The 12699-nt window shown below is 64.0% G+C and carries 9 protein-coding genes; 4 read left to right on the forward strand and 5 right to left on the reverse strand.

What is annotated here, in order from left to right; all coding sequences use genetic code 11:
- Positions 1–105: 105 nt before the first annotated feature.
- Together B208_RS0105890 and B208_RS0105895 are read left to right on the forward strand one after the other, a co-directional pair.
- Complete coding sequence (locus B208_RS0105890) at positions 106–2808, forward strand: AAA domain-containing protein (protein ID WP_007977682.1); 2703 nt, start codon at positions 106–108, stop codon at positions 2806–2808.
- A 33-nt stretch (positions 2809–2841) separates the two neighbouring features.
- Positions 2842–4071: a lactate racemase domain-containing protein gene (locus B208_RS0105895; RefSeq protein WP_007977684.1), complete on the forward strand. Its 1230-nt coding sequence runs from the start codon at positions 2842–2844 to the stop codon at positions 4069–4071.
- Positions 4072–4090: 19 nt separating this feature from the next.
- On the opposite strand, the gene B208_RS0105900 is transcribed toward B208_RS0105895, so the two are convergent.
- From B208_RS0105900 to B208_RS0105915, 3 genes are all read right to left on the reverse strand, one after another.
- On the reverse strand, positions 4091–5734 hold the full coding sequence (locus B208_RS0105900) for an SLC13 family permease (protein WP_026177750.1): 1644 nt from the start codon (positions 5732–5734) through the stop codon (positions 4091–4093).
- Between the two features lie 410 nt (positions 5735–6144).
- Positions 6145–8853: an ATP-dependent helicase gene (locus B208_RS0105910; RefSeq protein ID WP_007977687.1), complete on the reverse strand. Its 2709-nt coding sequence runs from the start codon at positions 8851–8853 to the stop codon at positions 6145–6147.
- A gap of 73 nt (positions 8854–8926) precedes the next feature.
- A complete protein-coding gene (locus B208_RS0105915; protein WP_007977688.1) occupies positions 8927–9337 on the reverse strand; it encodes an SRPBCC family protein in 411 nt (136 codons plus the stop codon).
- 222 nt (positions 9338–9559) lie between these two features.
- Here B208_RS0105915 and B208_RS0105920 point away from each other — a divergent pair, with 222 nt between their 5' ends.
- Positions 9560–10294, forward strand: a complete 735-nt coding sequence (locus B208_RS0105920; RefSeq protein ID WP_007977689.1) for an MBL fold metallo-hydrolase — start codon at positions 9560–9562, stop codon at positions 10292–10294.
- A gap of 15 nt (positions 10295–10309) precedes the next feature.
- On the opposite strand, the gene B208_RS0105925 is transcribed toward B208_RS0105920, so the two are convergent.
- Together B208_RS0105925 and B208_RS0105930 are read right to left on the reverse strand one after the other, a co-directional pair.
- Positions 10310–10846: a hypothetical protein gene (locus B208_RS0105925; RefSeq protein ID WP_007977690.1), complete on the reverse strand. Its 537-nt coding sequence runs from the start codon at positions 10844–10846 to the stop codon at positions 10310–10312.
- 73 nt (positions 10847–10919) lie between these two features.
- A complete protein-coding gene (locus tag B208_RS0105930; protein WP_007977691.1) occupies positions 10920–12005 on the reverse strand; it encodes an mRNA surveillance protein pelota in 1086 nt (361 codons plus the stop codon).
- A 173-nt stretch (positions 12006–12178) separates the two neighbouring features.
- On the opposite strand from B208_RS0105930, the gene B208_RS0105935 reads away from it, so the two are divergent.
- Positions 12179–12685, forward strand: coding sequence for an RDD family protein (locus B208_RS0105935; RefSeq protein WP_007977692.1), 507 nt, complete (start codon positions 12179–12181; stop codon positions 12683–12685).
- Positions 12686–12699: the final 14 nt, after the last annotated feature.

The raw sequence follows: 12699 nt of genomic DNA on the forward strand, positions 1-12699 counted from the left end.
AGGAGAGGGGCCGAGTTGGCGGGCCGCGAAGACGTCCGGTAATCGACCTGCAGAGGCGTACGGTAATCGACAGTATTTTTCCGCGAGGGCGGGTACGAACGTCTCGTGAATATACGGGGGACCGTCACGGCGCCGGGCGAGCAACGAACCGTGACCACGCGGTACGGCGAACGCGACCTCGCGGAGGTCGTCGTGCGACCGGACGACGACGTGCCGCAGACGGTGACGCTGTGGGGCAAGTGGGCCGAAACCGCCGACTACCTCGAAGAAGGGATGGAACTGCTGGTGACGGACGCGGAGGAGTCCGAGTACGACGGCGAGACGACGTACGCGACGGGGAAGGAATCCTACGTCGTGGTCGAACCCTCGTTCCTCGTGAACGTGACCGACGTCCGCTCGTGGGTGCAGTGTCCCCGGATGTACTACCTGAACAAACTGTCGGCGATTCCGCTGAACTACCCCGTCGTGAAGGGGACAATCGTCCACGAGGTGTTCGGCGACCTGCTCCGCGGTCGGGAATTGGACGACTCCATCGAGGAGCGCGTCGAGGAGGTCGGCCTGCAACTCGGCCTGCTCGGACGCGAGACGGACGAGGTGGCGGGCGAGGTGCGCCAGAACGCTCGCGCCATCGAGGGCTGGCTCGAACAGGGCGTCCTCGACGACACGGACGACTGGCGAAGCGAGTACACGCTCATCAGCGAACAGTTCGGCATCAAGGGACGCTGTGACGCGCTCCGACGCGGGATGCCGGTCGAACTGAAGACGGGAAAGAACACGAACCGCGACCCGCGCTTTCAGGACAAGATTCAGGCGGCCTGTTACGCCCTCCTCCTGCAGGAACGCGGCGTTCCCGCGGACACGGGTACGCTCCTCTACACGAAGAACTCCGCGCTGGACCGCACCGAGGAGACGGGCGACCTCTCGCCCGCGAAGGAATTTTCCATCGGCAAGGGCCTGCTCGAATTCGTCGTCAGGACCCGCAACGAAATCGCCGCGGCGGAGTTCGACATGGACGTGCCGACGGGCTACGAGGCGAACGCCAAGTGCGAATACTGTTTCGAGAAGGACACCTGCATGGTCGTCTCGGGTCGCCTGAATCAGGAGTCGAAGGCGGGCCAAATCGGACGGCCGATTCCCGAGGAGGAACGCGCGTACTTCCGCGAGAAGTACGAGCAGATAGAGCGGGAACGCCGGGCGACCCACCGCGAGTACGCCAAACTATGGGAGCAGACGGCCCAAGAACGGGCGGACGACGACCGGGCGCTCATCGGATTGGAACCAGCGGGACAGACGCAAATCGAGGGCGGGCGCTGGGAACTCCGCGCCCGACGGACCGACGACGCGGTATCGAAGATTCGGGAGGGCGACGTCGTTTTGGCCAGCAAGGGCGACCCCGTCAGCGGCCACGCGGAACTGGCGCGGGTTCAGCAACTGGGCGACGAAATCGTCGTCACGACGGACGAACCCGTCGAACTCCGGCGACTCGACGTCTACCCCTCGGAATTCTCCGCCGACGGAATGTTGACCGCGCTCCACGACGCCCTCCTGAAGGGCGATGAACGGCGGAAGGACGTGTTGTTCGGACGACGGGAGCCCGAATTCGAAGCGGACGAGCGGACGTTCATCGGGAACAACGACGCGCAGAACGCGGCGGTCAACCTCGCGGTGAACGCGAAGGACTGTGCGCTCATCCACGGCCCGCCCGGCACCGGGAAGACCTACACCATCGCGCGGACCATCCGGGCGCTCGCCGATGACGGCAACCGCGTCCTCCTGTCGGCGTTCACGAACCGCGCGGTGGACAACGCGCTCGAAGCGCTCCGGGAGCAAGGGTTCGGAGAAGAGGAAATCGTTCGCGTCGGCACCGAGAGCGGCGTCCGCGAGGACATGCAGGACGTTCGTCTGGAGCGAGGCGGCGACCCCGGCGAGCGCGTCGCCGAACTCGAAGGGGCGAGCGTCGTCGCCGCCACGACGGCGACTTGCGGGTCACGAATCATGCGCGAACAGGCGTTCGACGTGGCGCTGGTGGACGAGGCCTCGCAGTTGACCGAACCCGCCACGCTCGCGGCCATCAACCTCGCCGAGCGGTTCGTCCTCGTGGGCGACCACCACCAACTGCCGCCCGTGGTCCAAGCGAACGACGCGGAGGCGGACTCCGAAGCGAGCGCGGACGGTGACGGCGCGGGCGGCGACCTCTCGACCTCGTTGTTCCAGCGACTCGTGGACCTGTATCCCGACGCGTCGGTCATGCTGGACCGTCAGTACCGCATGGCTCAGCGGATTCAGGCGTTCTCGTCCCGCGAGTTCTACGACGGCGCGCTCCGCCCGGCGAACGGCGAGGTCGCGGCCCAGAAAATCGGGGATTTGCCGAACGTCGAACCCGAATCCCTGCCGCCGACGCTCCGCACCGGCGTCGCCTTCGTCGACCCGGACGGGAAGACGGCGGGTAATACGAATCCGGTCGAAGCCGAGCGCGTCACGGAACTCGTCTCCCGATTCGCAAACGCGGGCGTCGCCCGCGAGGACATCGGCGTCATCGCTCCGTTCCGCGCGCAGGTCGCGGAGATATCCCGGCGCGTTCACGAATCCGTCGCGGTCGATACGGTGGACCGGTTCCAGGGGTCGAGCAAGGAGGTCATCATCGTCTCGTTCGTCGCCACGGGCGACTTGGACAGCCCCATCTTCGACGACTACCGCCGGGTGAACGTCGCGCTGACCCGCGCCAAGAAGTCGCTCGTCCTCGTCGGCGACGAGCGCGCGCTTCGCTCCTCGCCGCTCTACGACCGGATGGTCGAGTGGGCGACCTAAGCGCTTTCGTCCCCGTCGTCCGTACCTCGGTTCATGAACGATTCCCTCCCGGACTACCATCTTCCCGACCGTGACGTGACCGTTCTCTCGCCACCGGGCGGAACCGCCGTCCCGCCGCGGGAGGCCGCGGAGCGCGCGATGGCGGACCCGCACGGCCCGCCCCTCGCCGAACTCGTCTCCCCGGACGAGACGGTCGCAATCGTCGTGACGGACGTGACGCGGGCCACGCCGGACGACGTGCTGTTGGACGTGCTCCTCGCGGAATTGGCGGACGCCGGAGTCCCCCGAAAGCACGTCTCCGTCGTGCTCGGACTCGGCCTTCACCGCCCGATGACCGACGAGGAGATAGCCGACGCGCTCGGCGAGCACGCGGACCTCGCTGAGAATCACGACGCGGACGCCGCAATCGAAGTCGGAACCGCCGAAACGCCGGACGGTGACGCGGTACCCGTCGAACTGAATCCGACCGTCGCGGACGCGGACCGCGTGCTCTCGACGGGGATGGTCGAGCCGCACCAGTACGCCGGGTTCTCGGGCGGCGCGAAAACCGTCGTCATCGGCGCGGGCGGGGAGTCGCTCATCCGATACACGCACGGCCCGGACCTCCTCTCGCGGGAGGGCGTCAGACTCGGGCGAATCGAGGACAACCCGTTCCGGGAACTACTGGACGAGGCGGGCGACGTGGCCGGACTCGACTTCTGTCTGAACGTCACGCACGGCCCGCAGGGGATTCTCGGGGCGAGCGCCGGACACCACCGCGCGGTGGTCGCCGACCTCGCCGAAACCGCGAAGGAGTCGCTGTCGGTCGCGGTCGAAGGCGAGTACGACGCGGTAATCGCGGGCGTTCCCGAGGCGAAAGCCGCGAACCTCTATCAGGCGACCCGCGCCGCGACGTACGTCGTTCTCGGCGACCGGAACCCGCTCCGGCCGGGAGGTCGGGTCGTCGTTCCCGCCGCCATGCCCGAGGGGGCGGGCGAAGGAAAAGGAGAACAGCGATTCTACGACAGACTCGACGGCGCGAGCGACCCCGAGAGCCTCTACGACGAGATGCGAACCGGCTACGAACCGGGCGCACAGCGGGCCTTCGTCGTGGCCCGCGTCCTCCGCGACCACGACGTGTTCGTGACCGGAAGCGAGCATCCGGCAATCGTCGAGGACTGTCTGATGCATTCCCGCGAATCCGTCGAGGAGGCCATCGAACCCGGAAGCGACGTGCTGGTCGTTCCGAACGCGCTCGATACGCTGTTGGTTCGGCCGGAGTGAGAAAGGGTGGGAGGAGTCGCTACCAGAGGACGTGCGGCCAGACGAACTGGAACAGCAGCCAGATGAGGCCGGTGAGGACGACGGTCATTATCAGGTTCAACACGACGCCCGCACGCATCATCTGCTCCTGTTTCAGGTACCCGCTCCCGAAGACGATGGCGTTCGGGGGCGTGGCGACGGGGAGCGCGAACGCGAAACTCGCGGCGATGGCCCCCGAGACGGAGAGGAAGACGGCGGCGGCGACGTCGGTGAGGCCGAGCGTGGCCGCGAAGACGCTCCCGATGCTGATGAGGATGGGGATGATGATGGTCGCCGTGGCGGTGTTCGAGGTCATCTCGGTCAGGAAGATGACGAGGAGGACGACGATGCCCACGACGAGGACGATGGGCGCGCCGGTGAGCGACGTGAACACGGAGTCGGCGATCCACTCCGTCGCGCCGGTGGTCGCCAGCGCGTCGGCGAGGGCGATGCCGCCGCCGAACAGGAGGATGGTCCCCCAGTCGATGTCCACCAAATCGTCCCACTCCATCGTGTCCGCCAGCACGAGCGCCGGAACCGAGAGCAGGCCGACGACGACGTAGTAGAGGGTTCCCTGATGGCCGTCGATACCGAAGACGCTCGTTCCCTCGCCGCCGTACAGGGTCGTGAACCACGCGTCCGAAAGCGGAAGGTAGCCGTTGTCGATGAGATATTTTACGCCATCGCCCAACCCGCCGACCACCCACAGGAGGGCGGTGCCGGTGAAGATGAGCGCCACGCGTTTTCCGCGCGGACTCAACTCGCCTTCCTCTTCGAGGTACTGCTGAGCCATCTCCTGTGCCTCGGTTACGTCGTCGATTTGGGGCGGATAGAGGAGATACGTGAGGACGTACCAGACGAGCGGGAGGGTGATAGCGACGATGGGGACGCCGATGAGCAACCACTGGGCGAAGCCGATTTCGTAGCCCAGAATCTCGTTCAGTTGCGAGGCCAGCACCGCGTTGGGCGGCGTCCCGATGAGCGTCCCGACGCCGCCGACGCTGGCCGCGTAGGCGGTTCCGAGAAGCATCGAGACGTGGAGGTTGGTGAACGGTTCGTCTCCGTCCTCGACCGCGACGGTCCCGCCGTCGGGGGCGGGCGACGAGTCGGACGACCCCGCCGTAGTCGCCGCGCTCGCCGCTTCCACCGTTTCCCGACCCAGAACTTGCGACAGCACGCCGAGCGCGATGGGTGTCATCATCGCCGCCGTCGCCGTGTTCGACACCCACATCGAGAGGAACGCCGTCGCCAGCATGACCGCAAGGACGAGACGGCGCGGCGACGACCCCATCACGGACATGATCCAGAGGGCGATTCGCCGGTCGATGTCGTACTTCTGGAGCGCGTTCGCCAGCATGAACCCGGCGATGAACAGGAAGATGAGGTGGTTCGCGAAACCCGCCAGCGCCGCATCGAGGTCGGCGTAGACGCCAAATATCGTGAGCACGACGGGTATCGACAGCGCCGTCACGGCGAGCGGGAGCGTCCCTGTCACCCAGAGAAAGCCCGCGAAGAACATCGTTGCGAACGCGAACTGCCCGCGGACGGAAAGCCCGGCGGGCGTCGGGGCGGCGGCGATCACCGCCGTCCCGATAAGCGCGATAACGAAGAGAACAAGTCGCCTGCGTGGATCCGTCTGTGTCATTGGCAGACAGACGCATGAATCCGCCACGAATAGTTCTTTCTATATTGTGAGGAAGTTATAATAGATGGGGAATTTACGGATGTATTTTCGATTTTATCGTCCATACATGACGTTTCAGATATGTGTGTCATTTCTATCGCAAATGATCTTCTACAACGTACTCGAAAATCGACCATCGAATTCACTCTGGTTGGGTGAAATTTATGTCCGTTAGAGACAGAAACTTCCTATTGGAATGGCGTTAGACGACGAGGATCGAAACGAACTGTGGAGGGGCATCGGCGTTGGCCTCCCGCTTGGAACTAGTGTCGGAATTATCACCGGGGATTTGGCCCTGTGGATGGCCATCGGTTCGGCAGCGGGTATCGCGCTCGGCACTATCTTGAGCCGAAGACAGGGATAAGAAGAAGTCATTCCTCCGAAATCGACTCCATAACACGCTCGTGGAACTCCTGTAAGACCGCACTCTCGTCCTCCGCCAGCACCACGTCGCTCGCCATCAACGTCGCCAGTCCGAACGCCCGCGGCGTCGGCGATTTCACGCGGTGTTGCACGACGTCGATGTCGCCCGCTCGCACCTCGCCGAGAATTTCCTCGACCGCTTCGAGCGCGAGTTTGTCCTCCACGATTTCGCGGTACGTTTCCTCCATGACGGCGAACTCGTCCAATTCGTCGGCGAAGCCGAGCAGCATCTCGCTGGACACCTGCTGTTCGCTGGCCGACTTCTCGTAGCCCTTGTAGCGTTTCAGAATCATCAGCGAGCGCGTCGCGTTGATGCGGAAGTAGCGCTGGAGGAGGTCGGTGCCCGAGAGCGCGTCGCGCAAATCCCCGCGTACATCGTCGGGGTCGATGTCGGCGATGATGCCGGGGACGTCCACCTTCCGATTCAACGGCATCGAGACGGTAAAGCCGTTGTCCGCGACGGCGACGCCGACGTTCGTGTTGGCCGCCTGCGCACAGCGGTAGGCGACGACCCGCGAGAGGCCGTCGTTGAACCGCCGCCCGTAGTTCGAGTGGACGTAGTAATGGCGCTCGTACTCCTCGCGGTCCATCTCGATTTCGACGGTGAGTCGATCGTCCGTGCTGACGCTCTCTTCTCCCGCGTAGCGGACCTGTTCGTCGAACATCCGCGCGATGGCCCGGACGCTGTTCTCGTCTAGCGGGAACTCCCGAAGCCACACCCGAACCGCGGGTTTGCCGCGGTCGGTCAACCGCGAGAGGAGTTCGCCCTGAAACGCCGCGATTTCCCGGCCCAAATCGTAGGAGAGGGGCAGGCGCTCGGAGAACCACGACGGAACCGTCGGCCGGGCGCTGGTTCGGTCGGCGTACACCTTCGACCCGCGCCGATATTTGTACTCGAAGTGCTGGCCGCCGAGGACGAACACGTCGCCCTTCTCCAGCGTGTCGAGATAGCTCTCGTCCAAATCCCCGACCCACTCGTTGTCCGCGCGGGTGAGCACGTCGCAGGTGAACGAGTCGGGAATCGTCCCGATGTTGGTCATGTAGATGACGCGGGCGAGTCGCCCGCGCTTTCCCATCAACGGCTCGCCGACGGGAAAATCGGGATAGTGGTACTCCCCGTCCGACGGATCGTTCTCGTCGTGCCACACCTTCGCGTAGACGTTTCTATCCTCCATCCCGTCGTAGTCCGCGGTGAGATACCGGAGGAGGGAATCCCACTCCGAATCCGAGTAGTTTCGGTACGGATACGCTCGCCGGAGCGTCGCCTTCACGTCGTCCGCCGGGCGAACCTCGTTTATCGCCATCCCGTACACCTGCTGGGCCGCCACGTCCTGTGCGTTCTCTGGGACGAATACGCGGTCCACGAAGCCCTCCTCGGCCTTCTTCAGCATGACCGCACACTCCACCAGTTCGTCCCTATCGAGCGCGACGACGCGGCCGGTGACGGTTTGCCCGAGACGGTGGCCGGCCCGGCCGACGCGCTGGAGCAGGGACGCGACGCTCTTCGGCGAACCGACCTGCACGACCAAATCGACGTGGGGCATGTCGATGCCGAGTTCGAGGCTGGTCGAGGTGGTCACCACATCGACTTCCCCGTTTTTCAGGCGCTCCTCGATACGCTGGCGGGATTCCTTCGAGAGACTCCCGTGGTGACAGCCCGAGTTCTCCTCGTCGTACTCGGCGAACGTCTCGCGGAGGTTCTGCAGGACTCGCTCCGCCCCCGACCGCGTGTTCGTAAAGACCAACGTGTTCGTGTGGTCCTGAATGAGGTCGTGCAGTTGGTCGTAAAACCGGTCCTGCACGACGGCCCGTGGCGTGTGCACGAGGTCGTCGGTCGGACACCGGAGTTCGAGGTCGAACTCGCGGACGAATCGCGTGTCCACGAGTTCGTAGGGGCGACTCTCCCCGCCCGGTTCCGCCCTGCCGACGAGGAACTCCGCGATGTCCGATAGCGGTTCGACCGTCGCGGAACAGCCGATTCTCGTCGGCGACGAGTCGGCGATGTTCTCCAATCGTTCGAGACTGACCGACAGGTGCGTCCCGCGCTTGCCATCGGCGAGGCTGTGGATTTCGTCCACGATGACGTACTCGACGCTCCTGAGTTTGTCCCGGAATTTCGGCGAGTTGAGCAGGATGGCCAGCGTCTCGGGAGTCGTGTTGAGGATGTGCGGCGTCTCCTGCAGCATCTTCTGCCGCGCCGTCTTGTCCGTATCCCCGTGTCGGATGGCGTGACGGATCTCGCTCACGTCGTCCATCTTCTCCCGAATCCCCGACAGCGGCAGTTCGAGGTTGCGGTGGATGTCGTTGGCCAGCGACTTCAACGGCGAGACGTACAGACAGTACACCGAATTCTCCAGTCCGGTCTCCTGTTCCCGTCGAAACAGTTCGTTGAGAATCGCGGTGAACGACGCGAGCGTCTTCCCGCTCCCCGTCGGCGACGCGATGAGGGCGTTGTCGTGGCCGTGAATCAGCGGAATGGCCTCGCGCTGTGGCGGCGTGAAGAAGCCGCCGTTCTCGGGGACGAACGCGCCGAACTGCTCGACCCACCACTCGCGCACTGCGGGTTCGAGGAGGTCCAACGTCGCCTCGTCTTCGATTGCGACCGTCTCTGGGTCGAAATCGAACTCCTCGCGGGCCAACAGCCCTCTCGCGTCCATTTGTTCCGCGTTGGTATCGGGCGGCAAAGAGGGTTATGCCAGCGGAGTGAAAGTGAAATTCGAAACGAACCTATCACTCCTCGGCCGCGAGGCGGTCGATGGCATCGAGCGCACGCCGACAGACGGGAACGTAGCCCGCCGCGAGAAGGGGAAGTTCGAAGACGACGCGACTCCCCGTTTCGAAACCTTCGACGCGATGGCCGGTCGCCGGAACGCGCGCTACAGTCCACGTCCATCGGAACTCATCGCAGGTCGTGATTTCGAAGGGAACCCAGACGCCGAGCGGCGTCCGAACCCGGCCGGTGGAGCCGACTCGAATCACGCGATCGGAACACTCCACGTCGGTGACGGACGGTCCCCACGACGGCCACGCGGTCGTATCCGTCAGCACGGTCCAGACGCGTTCCGGCGGGGCGGCGGTCGTCCGCGAGACGGCGATGTGACGTCCGTCGGATCCGCGTTCGACTCGAACCTCGCTCTGCATACCGGGACGACGCGACGAGGGGCGAAATCGGTGTTGCCCGACACCGGCGGTTCGACGACGGCCGCCCTCGCTCCGTCGTCCGGCGACCACCGACTACCGAACCCGGACTGACCAGCGACTACCGAACCCGAACCACCGAACCCTCCCGCGGCGACCGCCACGACGACCGCCAGCACACTGCACGACTGAACCTTTTTCACCCTCCCGCACGGGGAATTACACATGCGAATCACGTTTCTCGGCACGGGAAGCGCGATGCCGACCGGCAGTCGGTTCCAGACCGGCATCGTCGTCGAGGACGACGGCCGTCGCGTTCTCGTGGACTGTGGCAGCGGCGTCCTCCACCGTCTCCAGCAGTCGGGCGTGGGCTACGAGAACGTCTCGACCGTCCTCCTCACCCACCACCACGTGGACCACGTTTCCGACCTCATGGCCCTCCTGAAAGCCCGCTGGCTCGCGGGCGAAGAACAACTCGAAGTCGTGGGTCCGACCGGGACCAAGGCCTTCATCGAGGGCCTGCTCTCCGTCCACGACTACCTCGACGGTCGGGTGGACCTCCAAGTGCGCGAAGTCGTCCCCGGCGAGGAGTTCTCAGTCGCCGACTTCGACGTCGAGGGGTTCGAGACGCGCCACTCGATGGACTGTCTCGCCTACCGGTTCGGGGACGCGTTCACGTTCAGCGGCGACAGCGAGGCGTTCGAAGGGTTGGCGAACTTCGCGGACGGGAGCGACGTGCTCGTCCACGACTGCTCGTTCCCCGACGAGGTGGACGTTTCGAACCATCCTACCCCGTCGCAACTCGGCGAAGCGCTGTCGGGGACCGACATCGGTCGCGTCTATCTGACCCACCTCTATCCGCACACGGACGGCAACCACGAGGCGATGTTGAAATCCATCGCGGAACACTACGACGGCGACGTCGGGTTCGCGGAGGACCTGCTGTCGGTCGAAATATAGCCTTCGACCGCCGTTCTACCTGTCTGCAGTCGTTCGTTCCGCGGGGTCGCCCGTTTCGACCGAAACCGATTCCTCGGGAAGCGAGAAGTTGGCGATACCGAGCGGTAGCTCCCGACCTCGAACCGTGAACACCCGCCGCAGTCGCAACGCTCCGTCCACCCACAACTCGTCGCCGCCGATGCAGTGTTCGAGCCGAATCGTCCCCCGCTCTCCGCTCTCGATTTTCGTGACTTCGACGTTCTTCGGCGGCGTCTCGAAGTGTTTCGTCCAGACCAACGAACAGACCGTCTCTCCGTCCCGTGAGTGCCCCACGCGGACGCTCCCGCCGACGACGTGCGCGTCGAGGGTACTGTCGTTGTCCAGCGTCAGTTCGATGGTGACGGACTCCCCCGACCGCTCGGCGGCCGTCTCGACGATCGAAACGTCCTCGACCAGCGGGCCGAACACCTGCTGTTCGTACCGCTCCGAGAGTTTCAAGCCGACGACCGGAACCAGCCTGACGAAGTAGTACACCGCGACGATAGCCAACTTCCCCGCCAGATACAGAAACATCCGTTCGAAATTTCGGCGGGACCGCTGGTAAGCGTTCTTGCCGAACGGACGGAATATAGTCCGACGCTCGAACTCAGTTCAGCCGATAGCGCAGCAGCGCGGCGATGCCGCCGAGGTTCGATAGCTGTTCTCCCGGCGCGAACTCGTGGGAGAAGACGGTCACGTCGCCGCCCTTTCGCTCCACGTCGGTGATTATCTCGTTCACGTCGATGTCCCACTCGCCGCCCGCCTCGTCCTCGCCGAGCGCGCCGCGTTCCTTCCGAAGCCGTTCGTCCAACACGAGCAACTGTTCGACAGCGCCGAAATCGGTCGCCTGCTTGACCTCCTCGATGCCGTAGGCGGCCTTCGCGCCCTCCCCGATTCGCTTCATCAGGTCGTCGATGAGTTCCGCCTCCTCGGCGATGCGCGTCTCGGCCTGCACGTCGTCCACGGCACCGCGTTTCAGTACCTCGTGGACGCCCCTGTCGCCGGAGGAACTCACGTCCACCGTCGTTATCTTCTCGGTCAGGTCGGGGTACGCCTCGGCGATGTGGTCGTAGGCGTCCTGTTTCGTGAACCCCGGTCCGGCGAGGATGATGGCGTCCACGTCGAGGTGCGAGAGCGCCGACCCCAACTGGTCGAACAGTTCGGTTCGGCCGCCCGCGTACTCGCCCTTTCCGGTCGTTCCGGTGAACGACGTGTACTCGTCCGCACCGTACTGGGCGACGGTGTGGATGTAGGCTTCGCCCTCCTCGACGGTGGCGATGGCCACGTCCGGGTTGTCCGTGGCTTCGACCGCATCGTCCAGTCGGTCGAGTTGGTCGCGTTTCCACTCCTTCTCGATGGTTATCTTCTCGCGCTCCTCGACGTTGAGGGTGTGGTGGAGGCCCAACTGGTCCTCCCGCGAGCAGTCGGTGATGACCCCGCCGACGCGGACGCGGTTGGCGAACCGGTGGAACTCCACGTCCTCCACCCGGAGCGTGATGTGCATGTGCTCGCGCTCGCCGCCCGTATCCCGCATCTGGTCGTCGGCGCGCTGGATGCGCCGGGTCGTATCACCCGACACGTCGTCGCCCGGTTCGAGGAGATACGTCAGATGCCAGAGGTCGTCCAGACTCTCGGGGACGAGCGTGATGCGCTCTCGGGTCCCGTCGATGGACGTTCGGTCGTGTATCTGCATGAATAGAAGTGTGTTTTCCGGCGGTAAGTGCCCTGCTATTCCTTTGGCGACGGAATCGACCACTATCTCGATATTCACCCCGAGTTTAAAATATATGAATCATATAATTAATTTTTATTTCTCATAGTTCATTAACGGAGCATTTATCCTATTCTGCTATTACCGTGTAGAAGATGTCAGGATACTCAAAGCAACCCACGCGAGACGACACCGACGTTATCGGTGCACGAATCGGCGCACAGATCATCGATACCATCGTTATGGGTGTCATTTTCTTCGTTACATTCTTTGTTTTCGGAGTACTCGGCAGTGTCGGCGGTGACAGCGCCGCCACGGGATTTAGCTTCCTCGGCTTACTCATCGGATTCTGCGCGAGCATGTTTTACGGGTTCTTCCTCGAAGGTTACTGGGACGGATACACCGTCGGCAAGAAACTCCTCGGAATCAAAGTCGTGAAGGAAGACGGTAGTCCCTGCACCTACGGCAGTGCGTTGCTTCGCAACCTCCTCGAAATCATCGACGGACTGTTTTACTACGTCGTCGGGTTCATCTTCATGGCGAGCGGTGATATGCGTCAACGCCTCGGCGACCGCATTGCGGGAACCGTCGTCGTCAAAGAGCAACCACAGAACGTCGGTTCCACGACCGAAACGCCGACCGAACCGAAAATGGCACCCTGACAACGTCGCTGTTT

It is taken from the genome of Haladaptatus paucihalophilus DX253 (genome assembly GCF_000376445.1).
Lineage (GTDB): Archaea > Halobacteriota > Halobacteria > Halobacteriales > Haladaptataceae > Haladaptatus > Haladaptatus paucihalophilus.

Coding starts and splice junctions, on each gene's coding strand:
- B208_RS0105930 (WP_007977691.1), bottom strand. CDS start 12,005: ATGCAGATACACGACCGAACGTCCATCGACGGGACCCGAGAGCGCATC.
- B208_RS0105935 (WP_007977692.1), top strand. CDS start 12,179: ATGTCAGGATACTCAAAGCAACCCACGCGAGACGACACCGACGTTATC.
- B208_RS0105910 (WP_007977687.1), bottom strand. CDS start 8,853: ATGGACGCGAGAGGGCTGTTGGCCCGCGAGGAGTTCGATTTCGACCCA.
- B208_RS0105920 (WP_007977689.1), top strand. CDS start 9,560: ATGCGAATCACGTTTCTCGGCACGGGAAGCGCGATGCCGACCGGCAGT.
- B208_RS0105900 (WP_026177750.1), bottom strand. CDS start 5,734: ATGACACAGACGGATCCACGCAGGCGACTTGTTCTCTTCGTTATCGCG.
- B208_RS0105915 (WP_007977688.1), bottom strand. CDS start 9,337: ATGCAGAGCGAGGTTCGAGTCGAACGCGGATCCGACGGACGTCACATC.
- B208_RS0105895 (WP_007977684.1), top strand. CDS start 2,842: ATGAACGATTCCCTCCCGGACTACCATCTTCCCGACCGTGACGTGACC.
- B208_RS0105925 (WP_007977690.1), bottom strand. CDS start 10,846: ATGTTTCTGTATCTGGCGGGGAAGTTGGCTATCGTCGCGGTGTACTAC.